23 protein-coding genes and 1 pseudogene are annotated in these 21,424 nt (G+C 71.6%); 20 read left to right on the top strand and 4 right to left on the bottom strand.

What is annotated here, in order from left to right:
* Positions 1-20 precede the first annotated feature (20 nt).
* Both ACFYNO_RS00560 and ACFYNO_RS00555 read left to right on the top strand, forming a co-directional pair.
* The gene (locus ACFYNO_RS00560; protein ID WP_388002825.1) at positions 21-725 is read left to right on the top strand and encodes an HAD family hydrolase; all 705 of its coding nucleotides are present in this window, start codon (positions 21-23) and stop codon (positions 723-725) included.
* A 291-nt stretch (positions 726-1,016) separates the two neighbouring features.
* Positions 1,017-2,633, top strand: coding sequence for an ABC transporter substrate-binding protein (locus tag ACFYNO_RS00555; RefSeq protein WP_388002822.1), 1,617 nt, complete (start codon positions 1,017-1,019; stop codon positions 2,631-2,633).
* A 48-nt stretch (positions 2,634-2,681) separates the two neighbouring features.
* Here the strand turns inward: ACFYNO_RS00555 and ACFYNO_RS00550 are convergent, their stop codons facing one another.
* Positions 2,682-3,353 (bottom strand): response regulator, encoded by a 672-nt coding sequence (locus ACFYNO_RS00550; protein ID WP_388002819.1) that lies wholly within the window; start codon positions 3,351-3,353, stop codon positions 2,682-2,684.
* Entirely contained in the window at positions 3,354-4,247 is an 894-nt protein-coding gene (locus tag ACFYNO_RS00545; RefSeq protein WP_388002816.1) for a RecB family exonuclease, read from the bottom strand.
* A 192-nt stretch (positions 4,248-4,439) separates the two neighbouring features.
* Here ACFYNO_RS00545 and ACFYNO_RS00540 point away from each other — a divergent pair, with 192 nt between their 5' ends.
* From ACFYNO_RS00540 to ACFYNO_RS00530, 3 genes are all read left to right on the top strand, one after another.
* Entirely contained in the window at positions 4,440-5,690 is a 1,251-nt protein-coding gene (locus tag ACFYNO_RS00540; RefSeq protein WP_388004278.1) for a site-2 protease family protein, read from the top strand.
* 61 nt (positions 5,691-5,751) lie between these two features.
* A complete protein-coding gene (locus ACFYNO_RS00535; protein ID WP_388002813.1) occupies positions 5,752-6,711 on the top strand; it encodes a tRNA (adenine-N1)-methyltransferase in 960 nt (319 codons plus the stop codon).
* A 155-nt stretch (positions 6,712-6,866) separates the two neighbouring features.
* Positions 6,867-7,490, top strand: a complete 624-nt coding sequence (locus tag ACFYNO_RS00530; RefSeq protein ID WP_388002810.1) for a hypothetical protein — start codon at positions 6,867-6,869, stop codon at positions 7,488-7,490.
* Positions 7,491-7,522: 32 nt separating this feature from the next.
* On the opposite strand, the gene ACFYNO_RS00525 is transcribed toward ACFYNO_RS00530, so the two are convergent.
* Complete coding sequence (locus ACFYNO_RS00525; RefSeq protein ID WP_388002807.1) at positions 7,523-7,825, bottom strand: ferredoxin; 303 nt, start codon at positions 7,823-7,825, stop codon at positions 7,523-7,525.
* A gap of 223 nt (positions 7,826-8,048) precedes the next feature.
* On the opposite strand from ACFYNO_RS00525, the gene arc reads away from it, so the two are divergent.
* From arc to pafA, 7 genes and pseudogenes are all read left to right on the top strand, one after another.
* Positions 8,049-9,815 (top strand): proteasome ATPase, encoded by a 1,767-nt coding sequence (arc, locus tag ACFYNO_RS00520; protein ID WP_388002804.1) that lies wholly within the window; start codon positions 8,049-8,051, stop codon positions 9,813-9,815.
* Positions 9,816-9,940: 125 nt separating this feature from the next.
* Positions 9,941-11,452 carry a depupylase/deamidase Dop gene (gene dop, locus ACFYNO_RS00515; protein WP_388002801.1) on the top strand — a complete coding sequence of 504 codons (1,512 nt, stop codon included), beginning with the start codon at positions 9,941-9,943 and terminating at the stop codon, positions 11,450-11,452.
* A 108-nt stretch (positions 11,453-11,560) separates the two neighbouring features.
* Entirely contained in the window at positions 11,561-11,779 is a 219-nt protein-coding gene (locus ACFYNO_RS00510) for a ubiquitin-like protein Pup (protein ID WP_388002798.1), read from the top strand.
* Positions 11,733-12,149: pseudogene (locus tag ACFYNO_RS00505) on the top strand (endonuclease domain-containing protein); the annotation flags it as partial. The gene ACFYNO_RS00510 and the pseudogene ACFYNO_RS00505, both read left to right, overlap by 47 nt.
* Before the next feature lie 68 nt (positions 12,150-12,217).
* The gene (prcB, locus tag ACFYNO_RS00500) at positions 12,218-13,060 is read left to right on the top strand and encodes a proteasome subunit beta (protein ID WP_388002795.1); all 843 of its coding nucleotides are present in this window, start codon (positions 12,218-12,220) and stop codon (positions 13,058-13,060) included.
* A gap of 42 nt (positions 13,061-13,102) precedes the next feature.
* The gene (prcA, locus tag ACFYNO_RS00495) at positions 13,103-13,861 is read left to right on the top strand and encodes a proteasome subunit alpha (RefSeq protein WP_388002792.1); all 759 of its coding nucleotides are present in this window, start codon (positions 13,103-13,105) and stop codon (positions 13,859-13,861) included.
* A gap of 153 nt (positions 13,862-14,014) precedes the next feature.
* Positions 14,015-15,376, top strand: a complete 1,362-nt coding sequence (gene pafA / locus ACFYNO_RS00490) for a Pup--protein ligase (protein WP_388002789.1) — start codon at positions 14,015-14,017, stop codon at positions 15,374-15,376.
* Positions 15,377-15,396: 20 nt separating this feature from the next.
* On the opposite strand, the gene ACFYNO_RS00485 is transcribed toward pafA, so the two are convergent.
* Positions 15,397-15,696: a hypothetical protein gene (locus ACFYNO_RS00485; protein WP_388002786.1), complete on the bottom strand. Its 300-nt coding sequence runs from the start codon at positions 15,694-15,696 to the stop codon at positions 15,397-15,399.
* Between ACFYNO_RS00485 and ACFYNO_RS00480 the strand changes: the two genes are divergently transcribed.
* The 8 genes from ACFYNO_RS00480 (at position 15,674) to ACFYNO_RS00445 (ending at position 21,377) form a co-directional block, all read left to right on the top strand.
* Positions 15,674-16,489 carry an FKBP-type peptidyl-prolyl cis-trans isomerase gene (locus ACFYNO_RS00480; protein ID WP_388002783.1) on the top strand — a complete coding sequence of 272 codons (816 nt, stop codon included), beginning with the start codon at positions 15,674-15,676 and terminating at the stop codon, positions 16,487-16,489. The genes ACFYNO_RS00485 and ACFYNO_RS00480 overlap by 23 nt on opposite strands.
* A gap of 154 nt (positions 16,490-16,643) precedes the next feature.
* Positions 16,644-17,963: an FKBP-type peptidyl-prolyl cis-trans isomerase gene (locus ACFYNO_RS00475; RefSeq protein ID WP_388002780.1), complete on the top strand. Its 1,320-nt coding sequence runs from the start codon at positions 16,644-16,646 to the stop codon at positions 17,961-17,963.
* 148 nt (positions 17,964-18,111) lie between these two features.
* Positions 18,112-18,486, top strand: a complete 375-nt coding sequence (locus ACFYNO_RS00470; RefSeq protein WP_388002777.1) for an FKBP-type peptidyl-prolyl cis-trans isomerase — start codon at positions 18,112-18,114, stop codon at positions 18,484-18,486.
* Positions 18,487-18,615: 129 nt separating this feature from the next.
* On the top strand, positions 18,616-19,602 hold the full coding sequence (locus ACFYNO_RS00465; protein ID WP_388002774.1) for a helix-turn-helix transcriptional regulator: 987 nt from the start codon (positions 18,616-18,618) through the stop codon (positions 19,600-19,602).
* Positions 19,599-20,552, top strand: coding sequence for a helix-turn-helix transcriptional regulator (locus ACFYNO_RS00460; protein ID WP_388002771.1), 954 nt, complete (start codon positions 19,599-19,601; stop codon positions 20,550-20,552). The genes ACFYNO_RS00465 and ACFYNO_RS00460 overlap by 4 nt, the downstream gene beginning before the upstream one ends.
* A complete protein-coding gene (locus tag ACFYNO_RS00455) occupies positions 20,549-20,800 on the top strand; it encodes a hypothetical protein (RefSeq protein WP_388002768.1) in 252 nt (83 codons plus the stop codon). The genes ACFYNO_RS00460 and ACFYNO_RS00455 overlap by 4 nt, the downstream gene beginning before the upstream one ends.
* Before the next feature lie 8 nt (positions 20,801-20,808).
* On the top strand, positions 20,809-20,982 hold the full coding sequence (locus tag ACFYNO_RS00450) for a hypothetical protein (RefSeq protein WP_388002765.1): 174 nt from the start codon (positions 20,809-20,811) through the stop codon (positions 20,980-20,982).
* Between the two features lie 143 nt (positions 20,983-21,125).
* Positions 21,126-21,377 (top strand): twin-arginine translocase TatA/TatE family subunit, encoded by a 252-nt coding sequence (locus ACFYNO_RS00445; protein WP_388002762.1) that lies wholly within the window; start codon positions 21,126-21,128, stop codon positions 21,375-21,377.
* The last annotated feature ends 47 nt before the right edge of the window (positions 21,378-21,424 follow it).

The raw sequence follows: 21,424 nt of genomic DNA, 5'->3' as shown, positions 1-21,424 counted from the left end.
GCAGCGAAGGGGAGTGCCGCATGACCACCGTCGACACCACCAGCCCGGCCCTCGGCGAGCACGGGGGGAGCGGGCTGCAGGCGGTCCTGGTGGACATGGACGGCACCCTGGTGGACACCGAGGACTTCTGGTGGCACGCCGAGTCCTCGCTCTTCGCCGACCTGGGCCACCCGCTGGGCGAGGAGCACCGGGCCCAGCTGGTCGGCGGCCCGATGACCCGGGTGATGGACTACCTGCTGGCGCTGACCGGGCTGGAGATCCCGCGGGAGGAGCTGGCCGACCGGATCAACGGGCGGTTCACCGAGCTGCTGGACGGCGGCGCGCCGCTGATGCCGGGCGCGGCCGAACTGCTGGCGCTGCTGCGGGAGAACGGCATCCCCGCCGCGCTGGTCTCCGCCTCGCACCGGCGGATCATCGACCTGGTGCTGAAGAACCTCGGCGACCACCCGTTCGCCTTCTCGGTGGCCGGTGACGAGGTGGCCAGGACCAAGCCCAATCCCGACCCCTACCTGCTGGCCGCCTCCCGGTTCGGCGCCGAGCCGGCCCGCTGCGTGGTGATCGAGGACGCGCCGCTCGGGGTGCAGGCGGGCGAGGCGGCCGGCTGCCAGGTGGTCGCGGTGCCCTCGGTGGCGCCGATCCCGCCCGGGCCCGGCCGGCTGGTGCTGGGCTCCTTGGCGGAGCTGGACCTGGCCCTGCTGCGCTCGCTGGTGCCGGCCCCGGTCTGAGGGCCTGGCCCGCTCCACGTGTGACGCTCGTCTCCTTCTCGGCATCCGGGCGATATGTCATGTACGTGGCTATGCGGGTAAATCGGGACAAGCGCTGACAACTCGACAGCTTTTCCTGGGAATCCGCTGACCGCCCGTCCGCTGGCCGGTCAGCCCTGTTCCCGTGGTGTGGCAGGCTGCTTCGGTCCATCCCGACACCGAGGCGGCCGGGCCGGCGCGGGCTCCCACCAGGAGCCGTGCGGCGGCCGCCCGCCGGCCCACCCGCGGCCGGCCTGCACCGAGAAGGAACGCATGAGTCCTGCCCTCAGCCGCGCCCCCCGCGGGCTGGCCGCCCTCGGCTCCGCCGCGCTGCTCGCCACCGCCATGACCGGCTGCGGCTCCGTCAAGTCGATAGCCGGCGACAGCGGCTCCGCCCCGATCACCCTCGGCACCGTCAACAGCACCGAGGTGCTGGACCCGGCCGGCGCCTACGACCTCGGCTCCTGGCTGATCCTGGAGAACACCTTCCAGGGCCTGCTCCGCTTCCCCGCCGGCGGCACCGTGCCGCAGCCCGACGCGGCCCAGTCCTGCGAGTTCACCGGCACCGACGCGATGACCTACCACTGCACCATGCGCACCGGGCTGACCTTCTCCAACGGCCACCCGCTGACCGCCAAGGACGTCGCCTTCTCGATGGACCGGATGAAGGCGATCAAGGACCCGAACGGGCCCTCCTCGCTCTTCGACACCGTCAAGTCGGTCGAGGCCACCAGCGACACCGAGGTGGTCTTCCACCTCTCCCAGCCCGACGCGGTGCTGCCCGACAAGCTGGCCGGCGGCGCCGGCGTGATCGTCGACCACCAGGTCTTCCCCGCCGACAGGGAACTGTCCAATGACAAGCTGGTCGGCTCCGGCCCCTACGCCGTCTCCTCGATCGAGGAGACCACCGACGGCGGCGCCAAGAGCATCGGCAGGATCACCCTCACCGCCAACGGCAAGTACAAGGGCGACCAGCAGCTCAAGAACCACAAGTTCGCGGTCCGCTTCTTCACCGACCCGGGCCAGCTCAAGTCCGCCCTGGACAGCGGCACCGTCGACCTCACCGACAACAGCCTGGACCCGGCCGCCGCCGCCCAGCTGCTCAGCGACCAGCGGACCGGCAAGGACGGCCTGAAGGTCACCACCGCCGACAGCGGCGACACCCGCTTCATGGTCTTCAACACCAAGGACGCCACCACCGGCCAGCAGGCCGTGCGGCAGGCCGTGGCCCAGCTGCTCGACCGGCAGGCGATCGCCCGCGACGTCTACCAGCACACCGCCGAGCCGCTCTACTCGGTGGTCCCGGCCGGCATCACCGGCCACAACACCGCCTTCTACGACCGCTACGGCCAGCCCGACCTGGCCAAGGCCAAGGCGATCCTGGCCGCCGCCAAGATCCAGACCCCGGTCAAGTTCAACCTGACCTGGTCCCGGGCCCGGGCCAAGGACGCCGAGGCCGAGGCGATCAAGCGCCAGCTGGAGGCCGGCGGCCTGTTCCAGGTGACGGTCAACCAGGTGACCGACTGGGAGGCCTTCAAGAAGAGCTGGACCGACGGCAGCTTCCAGGCCTTCACCATCGGCTGGAGCGCCGACTACCCCGACGCGGACGACTTCGTGGTCCCGCTGGTGGTGGACGGCGGCGTCTTCCACAACGGCTTCGACGACCCGCAGATCAGCCAGAAGCTGGTGCCCGACACGCTGAAGCAGGCCGACCGCTCCGCCGCGGGCAGCACCTTCGGCACGATCCAGAACACGCTGGCCACCGAGGTGCCGATCCTGCCGCTCTTCCAGAACACCGCGTTCTACGCCGCCCGGCCGAACATCACGGGCGTCGCCAGCACGGTGGACTCCACCGGCTACTTCCGGTTCGCGGCCATCGGCCGCGACTGAGCCGCCCCGCCGGGTGCCGTCCGCAGCCGGACGGCACCCGGCGGCCGGTCACATCGCGCCCGGCCGGACCAGGCCGCTCTCGTAGGCGAAGACCGCCGCCTGCACCCGGTCGCGCAGCCCCAGCTTGGTCAGCACGTGCCCCACGTGGGTCTTCACCGTGGTCTCGCTGACGAACAGCTCGGCCGCGATCTCCGCGTTCGACAGGCCCTTGGCCACCAGCCGCAGCACCTCCATCTCCCGCTCGGTCAGCGCCGTCAGCGCGGGGGAGGGGGCCTCGTCCCCGGCCGGCAGCCGGGTGGCGTACATGTCCAGCAGCCGCCGGGTGATCGACGGCGCCAGCATCGCCGCACCGTCCGCCACCACCCGGATCGCCTGCACCAGCTCCTCGGCCGGCACGTCCTTCAGCAGGAACCCGCTGGCGCCCGCGCGCAGCGCCTCCACCACGTACTCGTCCAGGTCGAAGGTGGTCAGCACCAGCACCTTCACCGGCCCGTCGCGGCCCGGCCCGACGATCCGCCGGGTCGCCTCCACACCGTCCATCCGGGGCATCCGGATGTCCATCAGCACCACGTCCGGCTGCAGCGCCCGGACCTGTTCCAGCGCCTGCTGACCGTCCCCGGCCTCGCCCACCACCACCAGGTCCGCCTCGGCCTCCAGGATCATCCGGAAACCGGTGCGCAGCAGTGGCTGGTCGTCGACCAGCAGCACACGGATCGTCACCTAGGACTCCTCGCTCGTCATACTCGTCACCGTCTTCTGCAGGGGGAGCGGGTACGGCGGCGGAGTCCCCCCGAACTCCGGGCAGCTCGCCTGGTGGTCGCACCAGTCGCAGAGCCGGTTGCGGGTGGCCGGGAAGTCACCGGTGGCCACCGCCCGGCCGATCGCCTCCCAGAGCGCCAGCAGCTTGCGCTCCACCGAGAGCAGGTCCGCCTCGTCCGGATCGTAGGTCACCACCTCCCCGCCGCCGCCCAGGTAGACCAGCTGCAGCCGCTTCGGCAGCACGCCCTTCCAGCGCCACACCACCAGGGCGTAGAACTTCATCTGGAACATCGCCTTGCCCTCGAAGTCCCGCGAGGGCGCGCGGCCGGTCTTGTAGTCCACCAGCCGCACCTCACCGGTCGGCGCCACGTCCACCCGGTCGATGTAGCCGCGCAGCTTCAGGCCCGACTCCAGCACCGTCTCCACGTAGAGCTCCCGCTCCACCGGCTCCAACCGGGTCGGATCCTCCAGGCGGAACCACTGGTTCAGCAGCTTCTCCGCGTCCGCCAGCCAGCGGGCCAGCTCGGCCCCGCCCTGCTCCGGCGCCTCCGGGAACAGCCCCGCCAGCTCCGGCCGCTCACCGAGCAGCCGCTCCCACTGCGGGCGCAGCAGCGCCAGCGCCGCGTCCGGGGTCCGCCGGTCCGCCGGGTGGTCGAACAGCCGCTCCAGCACGGCGTGCACCAGGGTGCCGCGGGTCGCGGCCGCGCTCGGCGGCTCCGGCAGCCGGTCGATCACCCGCAGCCGGTAGAGCAACGGGCAGGTCAGGAAGTCCCCGGCCCGCGACGGGGACAGGCCGCTCGGCGGCACCGGCCCGCGGTCGGTGCCGGTCGGTTCGGCGGTCTCGGTCTGCTGCATGCACCCGACCCTATGGGGTCCGGCTGTCATCCTGCTGCCAGACCGCCGACAGCGGCGGGGTGGCGCGAAGTGGGTAGGACTCCAGCGAGGGGTCCCCGGCGCCGCGGCCCCCCATCACGTAGCGTTCGGGGGCAGAGCGGTGGAACGACGCGGGACCAGACGACGGGTGAAGGGGCCACGGTGAGCGACACCATGGGACAGCAGACCTCCCAGCAGCCGCCGGGGCCGCCCGGCCCCGACGGCTCGCCGCAGGACCAGCAGGACCAGCAGGACGGGCAGGACGGGCCCGGCTCCGGCGACCCCCGTCGCCCCGGCGGCGGCATCCTGGTCGGCCGGCCGTTCGGCGTACCGATCTACGTGGGGCCCTCCTGGTTCCTGATCGCCGCCCTGATCACCTGGCTCTTCGGCGACCAGCTCGCCGGCGTGCTGCCCGACCTCGGCTTCACCCGCTACCTGATCGCGCTCTCCTTCGCGATCGCCTTCTACGCCTCCGTCCTGGTCCACGAACTCGCCCACACGCTGGTCGCGCTGCGCTACCGGCTCGGCGTGCGCCGGATCCAGCTGCAGTTCTTCGGCGGCGTCTCCGAGATCGAGAAGGAGGCCGAGACCCCCGGCCGCGAGTTCTGGCTCGCCTTCGTCGGACCGCTGCTCTCCCTGGTCCTCGGCGGCCTCTGCTACCTGCTCACCCGCACCGTCGAACTGGAGACCGTCCCCGGCGTGCTGCTCGCCGGGCTCACCGTCGCCAACCTGGTGGTCGCCGCCTTCAACCTGCTCCCCGGACTCCCGCTCGACGGCGGCCGGATGCTGCGCGCCGTGGTCTGGGGCATCACCGGCCGGGCGATGACCGGCACCGTCGCCGCGGCCTGGGCCGGCCGGGCCCTCGCCGTCCTGGTCCTCTTCGGCCTGCCCGCCTACGCCAACGCCCACTCCGGCGGCCAGCGCAGCGGCGGCGAGTCGCTGCTCGACACCGCGCTGGCCGCCGTGCTCGCCGTGGTGATCTGGAACGGCGCGGGCAACGCCGTCCGCAACGCCCGGCTCAAGGAGGCGCTGCCCGGCCTGGGCGTGCGCGGCCTCACCCGCCGGGCCGTCCAGGTCGGCGCCGACACCTCGATCGCCGAGGCGCTGCGCCGGGCCCGCGAGGCCGAGGCCGGCGCCGTGGTGATCACCGACGGCCACGGCGACCCGATCGCCCTGGTCAAGGAGTCCGCCGTGCTCCAGATCCCCGAGCACCGCCGCCCCTGGGTGGCCTCCGGCGGCCTGGCCCGCTCCCTGGAACCCGGCCTGCGGCTGCCCGTCGGCCTGGAGGGCGAGGACCTGCTCGCCGCCCTGCGCGCCACCCCCGCCAGCGAGTACCTGGTGCTCGCCGAGGACGGCGGGGTCTACGGCGTGCTCGCCGTCGCCGACGTCGAACGCCGGCTCAGCGCCGCCCTGGCCCGCCGCTGACCGGGCCCGCCCCAGCGGCGGTGGTCGGGGCGGGGGTCCGCTTCGCTATAGGATTGTCCGCATGTCCGAACCGACCGGTGCCACCCGCAGGCGGGGGCCATTCAAGGTCGGGGACCAGGTACAGCTGACCGACCCCAAGGGCCGTCACTACACGTTCACGCTCGAAGCCGGGAAGAACTACCACACCCACAAGGGTGCGTTCCCGCACGACGAACTGATCGGCTCGCCCGAGGGCACCGTGGTCCGCACCACGGGCAACGTGCCCTACCTCGCGCTGCGCCCCCTGCTCCCCGACTACGTCCTGTCCATGCCGCGCGGTGCGGCCGTCATCTACCCCAAGGACGCGGGGCAGATCCTGGCCATGGCCGACATCTTCGCCGGCGCCAGGGTGGTGGAGGCGGGCGTCGGTTCCGGCGCGCTCTCCAGCTACCTGCTGCGCGCCGTCGGCGACACCGGCATGCTCGCCTCCTACGAGCGCCGGCAGGACTTCGCGGACATCGCCCGCGGCAACGTCGAACGCTACTTCGGCGGCCCGCACCCGGCCTGGAAGCTCACCGTGGGCGACCTCCAGGACAACCTGGTCGAGACCGACGTCGACCGGGTCATCCTGGACATGCTCGCCCCCTGGGAGTGCCTGGACGTCGCCGCCAAGGCGCTCGTCCCCGGCGGCCTGGTCTGCTGCTACGTGGCCACCACCACGCAGATGTCGCGCACCGTCGAGGCGCTGCGCGAGCACGGCAGCTTCACCGAGCCGCAGGCCTGGGAGACCATGGTGCGCACCTGGCACCTGGAGGGCCTGGCCGTCCGCCCGGACCACCGCATGATCGGCCACACCGGCTTCCTGCTCACCGCCCGCCGGATGGCGGACGGCGTCGAGCCCCCGCTGCGCCACCGGCGCCCCGCCAAGGGCGCCTACGGCGAGGACTTCGACAACGACAACAAGCCGCAGCCCAGCCTGGCCGAGCGCGCCGCCGCCCGGGCCGTCGCCAAGACCGCCACCCCGGTCATCGACCAGGACTGACCCCGCCCGACCGCTGAAGGCCCATCGGAATCCGATGGGCCTTCAGCGCACCCGCACACCCGCCCGGCAGGCCGCACCCCTGTGCGGACAGGGCGCCGCTGATGTGCGACGATGCTGCCCCCAGCACAGACACCCCGGCCGGTGGAGGGACCTCTTTGCCCAGCGCAGCGGACGTCGCGGACAGCACGGCAGCCCACCCGCAACCGTCGGCCGGGCGCCCGCCGGTCCGCTCCGGCCCCTGGCGCTGGAGCGCCGTCGCCGCCGGCTGCGCGGCCCTGGTCGCCGCCGTCATGGCCATCGCCCCCACCGCGCGCACCGCGGCCGCGGCCACCGCGCCCGGCCCGGCCGACCTCCCCAGGCCGCTGCCCGCCGGCGCCGCCCCCGACCCGGCCGGCGCCGTCCTGCCGCTGGACTGCGGGCCGTTCCCGGTCCAGGTCTCGCTCAGCTTCGCCGCCGACCTCGGCGACGGCGTGCCCGCCACCATCGCCGCCGCGCACTGCCAGGCCGGCAACGGCACGGCCCCCGACGGCGTCTTCCTGCTCACCGCCGGCCCCGACGGAGCGCCGCGGATCCAGGACACCCTGCTCGACTGGCATCAGGGCTACTCCGTCACCAAGCTCGCGCTGCGCTCCGACGGCACCGTCACCGCCACCGCCCGCGGCTACTCCGGTGCCGACGTGCCGCGCTGCTGCCCGGACACCACCGTCGGCCTGGAGTGGACCCGGCACGGCGGCGGCTTCGCGCGCACCGAGCACAGCGTGCCCAACAGCGCCACCTGACGCCCCGTCGGCCGACCGGGCGTCAACCGCCGCTAGTCCGCGTCCGGTCCGTACACCTCGACGCCGTCCGCCACCCGGCGCACGTGGATGCAGTCGCCCGGGCACTCGCGCGCCGAGTCCACCACGTCCTGAAGCAGCGTCAGCGGAACCGGAACCGACTGCCCCGGCTGCTGGCGCAATTCGTCGTCCTCGCCCTTCACATAGGCCAGGCCGTCGATATCCAGTTCGAAGACCTCCGGCGCGTACTGGGCGCAGATCCCGTCGCCAGTACACAGATCCTGATCGATCCACACCTCGAGCGGCTCGGCGGACTCCGCCCCACTGGTCACTGACATCGGTTTCCTGCCTAGGTACGGTCACGATCGGGTATGGACTCGCTCGACCATACCCCCAGCCCGCTTTCCGGGCGTGTGCGGTGGGTATCCACCAGCCAGAGGGGAAGCACACACGGGTGAAGATCGGACACACCCCTTCCGTCTTTCTTGATCTAGGGGTTTACACGACCCCTGGTACAGGTAGGGTCTGGAAGCATCCCGCTCCCCGGAGGAGGTGAGGACCGTGGCAGCCCACGAAGACGACTACAACCGCAGTGCCGGAAAGCCCGCCCGTGGTTCCGACGAGGCCGCACAGGTCTCGTACCTGGAGCAGGAGATCGCCGTGCTGCGACGCAAGCTGGCCGACGCCCCGCGCTCATCGAGGATCCTCGAAGACCGGATCGTCGAGCTCCAGACCAACCTGGCCGGCGTGACCGCCCAGAACGAGCGGCTGGCCGCCACCCTGCGCGAGGCCCGCGACCAGATCGTGGCCCTCAAGGAAGAGGTGGACCGGCTGGCCCAGCCGCCCGCAGGATTCGGCACCTTCCTCAGCCGCAACGAGGACGGCACCGCCGACATCTTCACCGGCGGCCGCAAGCTGCGGGTCAACGTCAGCCCCGCCATCGACCTGGACGACCTCCAGCGCGGCCAGGAAGTGCTGCTCAACGAGGCGCTCAACGTCGTCGACGCCTTCGCCTTCGAATCGATCGGCGAACTCGTCACCCTCAAGGAGGTCCTCGAGGACGGCGAACGGGCCCTGGTCACCGGGCACACAGACGAGGAACGGGTGGTGCGCCTCGCCGAGCCGCTGCGCGGGGTCACCCTGCGCCCGGGGGACGCACTGCTGCTGGAGTCCCGCTCCGGCTACGTCTACGAGGTCGTGCCCAAGGCCGAGGTCGAGGAACTGGTCCTCGAAGAGGTCCCGGACATCGACTACCGGCAGATCGGCGGCCTCAGCGGCCAGATCGAGCAGATCCGCGACGCGGTCGAGCTGCCCTACCTGCACGCCGACCTCTTCAAGGAGTACGAGCTGCGCCCGCCCAAGGGCGTGCTGCTCTACGGCCCGCCCGGCTGCGGCAAGACGCTGATCGCCAAGGCGGTGGCCAACTCGCTCGCCAAGAAGGTCGCCGAGGTCACCGGCCGGCCGCAGGGCAAGAGCTACTTCCTCAACATCAAGGGCCCCGAGCTGCTCAACAAGTACGTCGGCGAGACCGAGCGGCAGATCCGCCTGGTCTTCCAGCGGGCGCGCGAGAAGGCCAGCGAGGGCACCCCGGTCATCGTCTTCTTCGACGAGATGGAGTCGCTCTTCCGCACCCGCGGATCCGGCGTCAGCTCCGACGTCGAGAACACCATCGTCCCCCAGCTGCTCGCCGAGATCGACGGCGTCGAGGGCCTGGAGAACGTGATCGTGATCGGCGCCTCCAACCGCGAGGACATGATCGACCCGGCGATCCTGCGGCCCGGCCGCCTCGACGTGAAGATCAAGATCGAGCGCCCGGACGCCGAGGCCGCCAAGGACATCTTCTCCAAGTACCTGAAGAACTCGCTGCCCTTCCACCCGGACGACCTCAAGGAGCACGACGGCTCGCTGGACGCCACCGTCGCCGCCATGATCCAGTCCGTGGTCGAGCGGATGTACAGCGAGACCGAGGAGAACCGCTTCCTGGAGGTCACCTACGCCAACGGTGACAAGGAGGTCCTGTACTTCAAGGACTTCAACTCCGGCGCCATGATCCAGAACATCGTGGACCGGGCCAAGAAGATGGCGATCAAGGACTTCCTCGACCACGGCCAGCGCGGTCTGCGGGTCTCCCACCTGCTCGCCGCCTGCGTGGACGAGTTCAAGGAGAACGAGGACCTGCCCAACACCACCAACCCGGACGACTGGGCCCGGATCTCCGGCAAGAAGGGCGAGCGGATCGTCTTCATCCGCACCCTGGTCACCGGCAAGCAGGGCGCCGAGTCCGGCCGCTCCATCGACACCGTGGCCAACACCGGTCAGTACCTGTAACAGCGCTCCGGAACCACCAACCGCGGCTGACGGAACCGACGCTCCGTCAGCCGCGGCGCACTCCAGGGACGTCGGCGCCCCGCCGCCGGCGGGGCGGACGGGCAGCACCGGGCAAGGAGGGCCGGATGACCGTAAGGCGCGTGATGGGCATCGAGACCGAGTACGGCATCTCCGTACCCGGCCACCCCAATGCCAACGCCATGCTCACCTCGTCCCAGATCGTCAACGCCTACGCGGCGGCGATGCACCGGGCGCGCCGCGCCCGGTGGGACTTCGAGGAGGAGAACCCGCTGCGCGACGCGCGCGGATTCGACCTCGCCCGCGAGGTCGCGGACGCCAGCCAGCTCACCGACGAGGACATCGGCCTCGCCAACATCATCCTCACCAACGGCGCCCGCTTCTACGTCGACCACGCCCACCCCGAGTACAGCTCGCCCGAGGTGACCAACCCGCGCGACGCCGTGCTCTGGGACAAGGCCGGCGAGCGGATCATGGCGGAGGCGGCAGCCCGCGCCCTGGAACTGCCCAACGGGCAGACCATCCACCTGTACAAGAACAACACCGACAACAAGGGCGCCTCCTACGGCACCCACGAGAACTACCTGATGCAGCGGGCCACCCCGTTCGCCGACATCGTGCGCCACCTCACCCCCTTCTTCGTCTCCCGCCAGGTGGTCACCGGCGCCGGCCGGGTCGGCATCGGCCAGGACGGCTCCGCCAACGGCTTCCAGATCAGCCAGCGGGCCGACTACTTCGAGGTCGAGGTCGGCCTGGAGACCACCCTCAAGCGCCCGATCATCAACACCCGGGACGAACCGCACGCCGACGCCGAGAAGTACCGCCGGCTGCACGTGATCATCGGGGACGCCAACCTCTCCGAGATCTCCACCTACCTCAAGCTCGGCACCACCTCGCTGGTGCTCTCGATGATCGAGGCCGGCTTCATCGCGGTCGACCTGGCCGTGGACCAGCCGGTGCGCACCCTGCACCGGGTCTCCCACGACCCCGCGCTGGAGCACCTGATCACCCTGCGCAACGGGCGCAAGCTCACCGCCGTGCAGCTCCAGATGGAGTACTACGAACTGGCCCGCAAGTTCGTCGAGGACCGCTACGGCCACGACGCCGACGAGCAGACCAAGGACGTGCTGATCCGCTGGGAGGACGTGCTCTCCCGGCTGGAGCGGGACCCGATGAGCCTGTCCAAGCAGCTGGACTGGATCGCCAAGCGGGAGCTGCTGGAGGGCTACCGCCAGCGCGACGGACTGGACTGGGACAACCCCCGGCTGCACCTGGTCGACCTGCAGTACAGCGACGTGCGGGCCGAGAAGGGCCTCTACAACCGCCTGGTCGCCCGCGGCCGGTTCGAGCGGCTGCTCGACGAGGAGGACGTGCTGCGGGCCGTCCACCAGCCGCCGGAGGACACCCGGGCCTACTTCCGCGGCCGCTGCCTGGAGCAGTACGCGGAGCACGTCGCGGCGGCCTCCTGGGACTCGGTGATCTTCGACCTGCCCGGCCGGGACTCGCTGCAGCGGGTCCCCACCCTGGAGCCGCTGCGCGGCACCCGCAACCACGTCAAGGAGCTGCTGGACCGCTGCCGGACCGCCGAGGACCTGGTCCGGGTGCTCAGCGGCGGGTGAGTGATCCACTACGGTGGGTGAAAGGTGCGCTGACGGGGAATCATCCCGGTGCGGCCCAGGCGTTGAATGAACAGAACTACCGACCGACGATGCAGAGGGGTGAGGGGCATGGCTACCAAGGACACCGGCGGCGGTCAGCAGCGGGAGAACCGCGCCACCGAGGAGACCGAGGAACAGACGGCGGAAGCCCAGCAGTCCGAGGAGCTCAAGGAGCGCCAGGAGAAGCTGAGCGACGACGTCGACGCGGTGCTGGACGAAATCGACGAGGTCCTCGAGTCCAATGCCGAGGACTTCGTGCGCGGCTTCGTTCAAAAGGGGGGGCAGTAGCCAGTACGGGAAATGCATTCCGAGGCACCTTGCTCGAAATGCAGGCCGACCCTCGCAGTCGCTGAATTCGCACGGAACCGCTCGCGGCCGAACGGGCCGCGGGCGGTGTGCCGGATCCGCGGTGCGGGCCACCACGACGCGCGGCAGCGGGCCGAGGCAAGGCCCCGCAGCCGCGCGTCGGGGTGCCCGGGCGGAACCGCGAGAGCCGTTGCCGCCGGAACACCGCGGCCGCTCCGAGGCCGGTTCCGGAGCCATGCTCGAGACCCGGGCGGGCACCTGTCCGATCTGTCTCGACAAACCCGCCGAGCATGTGGATCACGACCACGGAACGGGTAGGGTCCGTGGCATCCTCTGCTTCGCGTGCAACGCGGCGCTGGGACGGATGCGGGACCGGCCCGACGCGTTCCGGCGGGCTGCCGACCACCTGGAAGGAATCGTGTGGAAGCCAACACTCGTGGCACCGGGCGTCTACCGGCTGCCTTCCTCACCCCGGGATCCTCGTCGTTCATCGAGTTCCTGGCCGAGCACTCGCCCGATCTGCTCCCGGGGCGCCGTGCGCTTCCGGCGGGGCTGACGGTCGAGGCGCCGCACGGCACCACCATCGTCGCCGTGGTCTTCGACGGCGGCGTGGTGCTCGCCGGTGACCGGCGGGCCACCATGGGCAACGTGATCGCCCAGCGCGACATCGAGAAGGTCTTCCCGGCGGACGAGTACAGCGCGGTCGGCATCGCCGGCACCGCGGGCCTCGCGGTCGAGATGGTGCGGCTCTTCCAGCTGGAGCTGGAGCACTACGAGAAGATCGAGGGCACCGTGCTCTCGCTGGAGGGCAAGGCCAACCGGCTGACCACGATGATCCGGGGCAACCTGGGCATGGCCATGCAGGGCCTGGCCGTGGTGCCGGTCTTCGCGGGCTACGACCTGGACCTCGGGCGCGGCCGGATCTTCACCTACGACGTCACCGGCGGCCGCTCCGAGGAGCGCGGCTTCGCCGCCACCGGCTCCGGCTCGGTCTTCGCCCGCGGGTCGATGAAGAAGCTCTTCCGCCAGGACCTGACGGCCGAGGAGGCCGCCACCCTGGTCGTGCAGGCGCTCTACGACGCCGCCGACGACGACTCGGCGACCGGCGGCCCGGACCTGGCCCGGCAGATCTTCCCGATCGTCACGCTGATCACCGAGGACGGCTTCCGCCGGCTCGGCGACGCGGAGGTGGCCGAGATCGCGGTGGCCGTCACCGACCGCCGGCGCAGCCAGCCGGACGGTCCGCAGGCCCCGCTCCTCTAGTCCGCCACTCCACCCAGACCGAGTCAGAAGGGACGACCGCCGGTGTCCACACCGTTCTACGTCTCGCCCCAGCAGGCCATGGCGGACCGCGCGGAGTACGCCCGCAAGGGCATCGCGCGCGGCCGCAGCGTGGTCGTGCTCACCTACGCCGACGGCATCGTCTTCGTGGCCGAGAACACCTCCCGGGCGCTGCACAAGGTGTCCGAGATCTACGACAAGATCGCCTTCGCGGCGGTCGGGCGCTACAACGAGTTCGAGAACCTGCGGATCGGCGGGGTGCGCTACGCCGACCTGCGCGGCTACTCCTACGACCGGGCGGACGTGACCGCCCGCGGGCTGGCCAACGTGTACGCCCAGACCCTGGGCACGATCTTCTCCTCGGTCGGCGAGAAGCCGTACGAGGTGGAGCTGATCGTGGCCGAGGTCGGCCGGTCGCCCGAGGACGACCAGATCTACCGGCTCACCCCGGACGGCTCGGTGGTGGACGAGCAGAACACCGTGGTGGTCGGCGGCAACGCGGACTCGATCGGCAGCTACCTGGGCCAGCGCCACCGGGTCGGGATGAGCCTGGCCGAGGCGCTGAAGCTGGCCGTGGAGTCGCTGGCCCGGGACCCCAACGGGGGCACCCCGCGGACCCTGACCCCGGAGCAGCTGGAGGTCGCGGTGCTGGACCGGGTGCGGCCGCAGCAGCGCAAGTTCAAGCGGGTGCTGGGCGCTCAGCTGGGCCGGCTGCTGGCGGGCGAGGAGTCGGCCGCGGAGGAGTCGGCCGAGGGCGCCGCGGAGTCCACAGACGAGGACTGAGGGCCCGTCAGCGGGTCGGGGTGCGGCGCACGGGCGCCGCACCCCGCAGCCGTGTCCGCGACTCGCCGGGCGATTCCGCGGGCTGCCGATCTGTCATCCGATTGAGGCGCGGAAAACGGTTTCGAAAGGCCCCCGGAAGCGTAAAGTCCCTGCATGGACCGCCGAATTTTCGGGCTGGAGAACGAGTACGGCGTCACGTGTACGTTCCGGGGACAACGGCGTCTGTCTCCGGACGAGGTGGCCAGGTACCTCTTCCGCCGCGTAGTTTCCTGGGGGCGCAGCAGCAATGTGTTCCTGCGCAATGGCGCCCGCCTCTACCTGGACGTCGGTTCGCACCCCGAGTACGCCACTCCGGAGTGCGATGACGTCACCGAACTGGTGACGCACGACAAGGCGGGGGAGCGCATCCTCGAAGGCCTGCTGGTGGACGCCGAGCGCCGGCTGCACGAGGAGGGCATCGCGGGCGACGTCTACCTGTTCAAGAACAACACCGACTCGGCCGGCAACTCCTACGGCTGCCACGAGAACTACCTGGTGGCCCGGCACGGGGAGTTCTCCCGGCTGGCCGACGTGCTGATCCCGTTCCTGGTGACCCGGCAGCTGATCTGCGGGGCGGGGAAGGTGCTGCAGACGCCGCGCGGTGCGGTGTTCTGCGTGAGCCAGCGGGCCGAGCACATCTGGGAGGGCGTCAGTTCGGCGACCACCCGGTCGCGTCCGATCATCAACACCAGGGACGAGCCGCACGCGGACGCGGAGCGGTACCGGCGGCTGCACGTCATCGTCGGGGACTCGAACATGTCGGAGACCACCACCCTGCTGAAGGTGGGTGCGACCGATCTGGTGCTGCGGCTGATCGAGGCCGGGGTGGTGATGCGGGACCTGACGCTGGAGAACCCGATCCGGGCGATCCGCGAGGTGAGCCACGACCTGACGGGCCGGCACCAGGTGCGGCTGGCCAACGGTCGGGAGGCGAGCGCGCTGGAGATCCAGGAGGAGTACTACGAGAAGGCGCTGGAGTTCGCCGAGCGCAAGGGCCTGAACGAGGGCACGGTGGGCAGGGTGCTGGAGCTCTGGGGACGGACCCTGGAGGCGGTGCGCACCGAGGACCTGGCGAAGGCGGGCACCGAGATCGACTGGATCATGAAGTACCAGCTGATCGAGCGGTACCGCGAGAAGCACCAGATGAGCATGTCCAACCCGCGGATCGCGCAGATCGACCTGGCGTACCACGACATCCACCGGCGCCGGGGCCTCTTCTACCTGATGCAGAACAAGGGCCAGGCGAAGCGGGTGACCACCGACCTGAAGGTGTTCGAGGCGAAGTCGGTGCCGCCGCAGACCACCCGGGCCCGGCTGCGCGGCGACTTCATCCGGCGGGCGCAGGAGCAGCGCCGGGACTTCACGGTGGACTGGGTGCACCTGAAGCTGAACGACCAGGCGCAGCGGACGGTGCTCTGCAAGGATCCGTTCCGTTCGGTCGACGAGCGGGTGGAGAAGCTGATCGCCGGCATGTGATCGGCCCGTTGTGATCGGCTTCATCCGGCCGGCGTGCCCCGTCCTCCACGGTGACGGGGCACGCCGGTTTTATTCTGGTCGCGTTTGACGATCCGTAAATGTGACCGACAGTGAGGAACCGCCCCCGTGCGCCGCAGAGCCGGTTTGCTGGTACTCGTGCCGATGATGGCGTTGCTGGCCGCGTGCAGCAGCAAGTCTCCCGTGAAGAGCGGCCCGTCGCCGGCGCCGACGAGCTCGGCGCCTTCGGTGCCGTCGGCGGTGGGGTCGGCCTCGCCGATGCCGATGGTGAGCGGGGCGGTGGGCAGCAAGGCGGTGATCACGCTGCCGTCCGGCCAGCCGAGCGGGCAGTTCGTGGTGAGCACGGCGGTGGAGGGGGACGGTGCGACGGTCGGCAAGGGCGACTGGGTGACGGTCAACTACACGGCCAAGGACTGGACGACCGGCAAGGACGTGCCGAGTTCGTACGACGCGGGCGCGAAGCCGCAGCTGTACCAGGCGGGGATCGGGCAGCTGGTGCCGGCCTTCGACCAGAGCGTGGTGGGCAAGAAGGTGGGCAGCCGGCTGCTGGTGGTGGCGCCGCCGTCGGTGGCGTTCGGCAGCAACACGACGCAGCAGCTCGGCGTGGGCAAGGACGACACGGTGGTGTTCGCGCTGGACATCATGCAGTCGGTGCCGCAGGACTCGGTGCTGACCGGGGCGATGACGCAGCCGCCGGCGAACCAGCCGCAGGTGAAGGACAACGGCAAGGCGGCGCCGACGATCACGATCCCGGCGAACACCCAGCCGCCGGGCGATCTGCAGACCAGTGTGCTGATCAAGGGCGACGGCAAGCCGGTGCAGGCGGGCCAGTCGCTGGTGCTGCAGTACACCGGGGTGCTGTGGAGCAACGGGCAGCAGTTCGACTCCTCGTGGAGCCACGGCGGGGCCCAGGTGCTGCAGATCGGCACCGGTGCGGTGATCCCGGGCTGGGACAAGGGGCTGGTCGGCCAGCCGGTGGGCAGCCGGGTGGAGCTGGTGATCCCGCCGGCGCTCGGGTACGGCGCAACAGCACAGAACGGTATCCCCGCGAACTCGACCCTGGTCTTCGTGATCGACATCCTGGAAGCTGTGTAACCGCGGACGTCCACCCCCGGGGTGGACGCCGTCACGCGGGCGGGTACTCCCGGTGTGTCATGGACACCCGATGAGTGCCCGTCCTCATGGCGAGCTGCCATACTGCTGGCGATTCGCACAGCGTCCAGTGATCCGATGGCGAGGATGGGGAGAAATGGCTGAGAATCCGTCGGGCCCGACCGAGGCCGACAACCCGAGCGGCGCGCTCGCCGACCCGGTGGTCTCCGGCCCCGGTGGCTCGGCCGCGAGCGACCGCGCTTCCATCGTCGTCCCGCCCGCGATGATCGCGCGGCAGGCCGGCTGGGGCGACCCGGACGAGGCCGGTCCGGCCCTCCCGGTGAGCAAGTCGGACGAGCCGCAGGTCTTCGCCTCCACCGTGCGCAAGCAGCAGGAGTCGGAGGCCGACTACGAGAACGTCGGCTCCGGCGGCCGGCTGGGCGTGGTCCTCGGGGTGGTGCTGGCGGTGCTGCTGGTGGGCAGCGGCATCGGCCTCTACGTGGTGAACAGCGGCAGCGACACCAAGAGCACCGCCTCGGACACGGCGACGGCGGCGCCCTCGGCCTCGCCGAGCGCCCCCGCGGTGCCGCCGATCAAGGCGGATGCCAAGGTGCTGCCGACGGTCTCCGGCGACTTCGGCAAGAAGGCGGACATCACCCTGCCGTCCGAGAAGTCGGACGGCTCCTTCGTGGTGAAGCCGCTCAGCGAGGGCAGCGGCACCAAGGTGGACAAGGGCAACTGGGTCTCGGCCGACTTCACGCTGAAGGACTGGACGACCGGCAAGGACATCCAGGGCTCCTACGACCAGGGCAAGCCGCAGCTGTTCCAGGCGGGCCTGGGCCAGCTGATCCCGGCGCTGGACTCGGCCGTGGTGGGCCACAAGGCGGGCAGCCGTCTGCTGGTGGTCGCCCCGCCGGCGGCGGCCTTCGGCAGCGCGGGCAACTCGACCCTGGGCCTGGGCCCGAAGGACGACCTGGTGCTGGTGGTGGACATCCAGCGGGTGAACACCCCGGACTCCCGGGTGAGCGGCGACGTGACCCCGCCGTCCTCGGACTTCGCGGCGGTGACGGTCAACGGTGACGGCAAGGCCGACACCATCACCCCGCCGGCCAACGCGGCGGACCCGAGCGACCTGAAGACCGCGGTGCTGATCCAGGGCAAGGGCCCGAAGATCGAGAGCGGCGAGCTGGCGGTGGTGCAGTACACCGGCGTCACGCTGAAGGACGGCAAGAAGTTCGACTCCTCGCTGGACAAGAAGACCGCCTTCAGCTTCGTCACCGGCGGCGGCAACGTGATCCCGGGCTGGGACAAGGGCGTGGTCGGCCAGAACGTCGGCAGCCGGATCGAGCTGGTGATCCCGGCGGCCCAGGCCTACGGCGCGAACCCGCCGCAGGGCAGCGGCATCCCGGCCAACGCCTCGCTGGTCTTCGTGATCGACATCCTGGACGCCGGGGTCGGCTCGGCCGGGCAGGGATGACAAGATAGTGCGGTGACCGGCTTCCGGGGCGACTCGGGGCCGGACCTGATCAACGGCGGCGGCGGACGGCCGTACGGTGGTTCCTGAGGGAGCCTTACCGGCGGCGGTCCGCCGCCGTGTTGCGCACTGACGACGAGATGAGGCAGTTGTGAGCCAGAAGACCAAGCCCGAGATCGACTTCCCGGGCGGCGACGCGCCGGCCGAGCTGGTCATCCGCGACATCGAGGTGGGCACCGGCGAGGAGGCCAAGCCGGGCCAGGTGGTCGAGGTGCACTACGCCGGTGTCACCTTCGAGACCGGCGAGGAGTTCGACGCGAGCTGGAACCGCGGCTCGACCTTCAAGTTCCCGCTGGGCGCCGGCCGCGTCATCAAGGGCTGGGACGAGGGCGTCGTGGGCATGAAGGTCGGCGGTCGGCGCGAGCTGATCATCCCGGCCCACAAGGCCTACGGCAACCAGTCGCCGAGCCCGCTGATCCCGGCCGGGTCGACCCTGATCTTCGTGGTCGACCTGATCGCGGTCTGACGACCTCTCCGAGGCGGCCGCGCTCCCGTTGCGGGGGCGCGGCCGCCTCGGCTTTCGCCGCAGGTCCCGCTACCGGTACGGTCGAGGCCGCCGGGGTCACCGGTTCGGGACGACCATGAAGGGTCAGCGATGGCGATCGCCAAGGCGGAGCGGCTGATGAATCTCGCCCTGTGCCTGATGAACACCAGACGTCCGCTCTCCAAGCGGGAGCTGCGGGAGTCCATCGAGGCCTACCGGGAGGCCGGGGCGCAGGGCAGCGAGGACGCTTTCAACCGGATGTTCGAGCGGGACAAGGACGACCTGCGCGAACTCGGGCTGGTGATCGACGTCGACGAGAACACCCTGGACGGGGAGGCCGGCTACCTGGCCCGGCCGGACCGCAACCGGCTGCCGGAGATCGCGCTGGACGCCGAGGAGGCGGCCGCGCTGAGCCTGGCGGCGAAGGTCTGGCAGCAGGCCCGGCTGTCGGGCGCGGCCAGCGGTGCGCTGCAGAAGCTGCGGGCGGCCGGGGTGCCGTTCACCGACACCGAGGCGGCCGGCGGGACCGCGCTGGAGCCGTACATCCCGGTCCGGGAGGCGGCGTTCGAGCCGCTGCTGCTGGCGGCCCGGGACCGCCGCCCGGTGGCCTTCGACTACCGCAAGGCCGGTGCCGCGGTGGGCGAGCCGCGGGCTGTGGAGCCGTGGGCGCTGGAGTGCTGGCGCGGGCACTGGTACCTGGCGGGCTGGGACCGGGACCGGGGCGCCTCCCGGGTGTTCCGGCTGAGCCGGATCGTCGGCAAGGTCCGCTCGCGGCAGGGCGCGTTCACCGCGCCGGTGCCCGAGCACGTGGACGTGCGGGCCACCGTGGCCAGGTTCGCGGGCGAGGGCGCCACCGCCACGGCCACCGTGCGGCTGCGCCGCGGGGCCGCCTACCCGCTCCGGGCCAAGGCCCTGAAGGAGTGTCAGATCGACGCGGAGTGGGACGAGTTGGAGATCCCGCACGGCCTCGGGCTGGACGCCGAGCTGGCCGAGTACGGGGCGGACGTGGTGGTGCTGGCCCCGCAGGAGCTGCGGGCCGAGCTGATCGAGCGGCTGCGCGCGGTGGCCGGCCTCGCGCTGGAGGGGGAGCGGGCATGAGCAACGCGATCGACCAGACCCGGCGGATGCTCTCGCTGGTGACCTACCTGCGGGAGCGGCCCGGCGCGGAGGTGGCCGAGGTGGCCCGGGCGTTCGGGATCAGCGAGCGCGAGCTGATCGCCGACCTGAACGTGCTGCCGATGTGCGGCACCAGCTTCCGCGGCGGCGACCTGCTGGACATCGACACCGACGGCGAGCGGATCTGGTGGCACAACGTGGACGACGTGGCCCAGCCGCTGCGGCTGGCCGCGGACGAGGCCACGGCGCTGCTGGTGGCGGCCCGCGCGGTGGCCGGCCTGCCCGGCCTGCGGGAGCGGGACCGGCAGGCGCTGACCCGGGCGGTCGCCAAGATCGAGGGCGCGGCGGGGGAGTCGGCCGAGGGCAGTGCCCGGGTCGGGGTGACCTTCGAGGCCGAGGGCCGGGTCTTCGCCGACATCGACCGGGCGCTGAGCGAGGGCCGGCGGATCTGGCTGCGCTACTACTCGCACGGGCGCGCGGCGATGACCGAGCGCGAGGTGGACCCGGTGCGGCTGCTCACCGAGGGCCACACCTACCTGGACGGCTGGTGCCGCACCTCGGAGGACCGGCGGCTGTTCCGGCTGGACCGGGTGGCCGAGGTGAAGGTGCTGGACGAGCCGGCCGACCCGCCGCGGCTGGAGCCGCGCGACCTCTCGCAGGGCCTGGTGAACCCGGCCGCGGACGACCCGGAGGTGGTGGTCGAGGTCGGTCCCGGCGGGCGCTGGGTGGCCGAGTACTACACGCACGACCTGGCGGAGGAGCTGCCCGACGGCGGACTGCGGATCACCCTGCGCAGCTCGGACCCGTCCGGTCTGCGCACCCTGGCGCTGCGGCTGGGCCCGGACGGGCGGATCGTGGCGCCGGAGCCGCTGGCCGAGCAGGCCCGGGCCGCGGCGCTGGCCGCCCTGGCGGGGTACGGGGTCGCCGAGTGACCGAGGAGGAGCCGGCGGACGAGCCGGGGACCCGGTTCAAGGTCTACTGCTCGCAGTGCCGGGAGAAGGTGGAGGTGCCGGCGGCCGGCTTCCGGCTGGCGCTGGGCGCCACCAAGGAGCGCACCTTCTACAGCTTCAGCTGCCCGGCCTGCGGGGCCTCGGTGCGCAAGCCGGCCGGGGAGAAGATCGTGGAGGCGCTGACCGGCGCCGGGGTGTCGACCATGCGGCTGCTGCCGATCGAGGGGTGACGGAAGCGATGACCTGGATCCTGCTGGCCGTGGTCGGCCTGGCCACGGCGGGGCTGCTGGTGCTGGGGGTGCTCGCGCTGCGGGTGTGGGCGGGGGTGCGGGGGCTGGCCAAGGAGGTGGAGGCGGCCACCGCGGCGCTCTCCGCGGCGGGCGAGGAGCTGTCGGCGGCATCGCGCGGGTGAGCGGGGCCGGGCCGCGGGTGAGCCGGCCAATCTTCACCTGGTCGTGAGGCCGGGGGCCTCCTGCCGGGCTCGGCGCGCGGGTTAGGCTTCCCACCGTGGTACCGGTGCAGGTCCGTACGAGTCGTGGGAGTGGGTGGCAGCCGGTGGGCAGGGTCCTGGCGTTCCTGATCATCGTCGTGATGGCGGCCGCCTTCTTCGGCGGCAAGCGGCTGCCCGAGCTGGCGCGCTCGGTCGGGCGGTCGATGCGGATCCTCAAGCGGGAGACGGCGGCGCTGCGCGAGGAGTACGCCAAGGAGGCCCACCCGGTCGAGCCGGCCCCGGTCGAGCCGGCCCGGGTGGTCAAGGCCGCGCCGGGTGCCGCTGTCGAACCACCGGCCGGCCGCGCCCAGCGCTAGCCGTCCGGCACCGCCCCGTGGCCGCCGCCCGGCGGGCCACGTCGCAT

The organism is Kitasatospora sp. NPDC006697 (assembly GCF_042869935.1).
Lineage (GTDB): Bacteria > Actinomycetota > Actinomycetes > Streptomycetales > Streptomycetaceae > Kitasatospora.
Note: the sequence above shows the minus strand (reverse complement) of the source record. Positions and strands in the feature narration are given on the sequence as shown.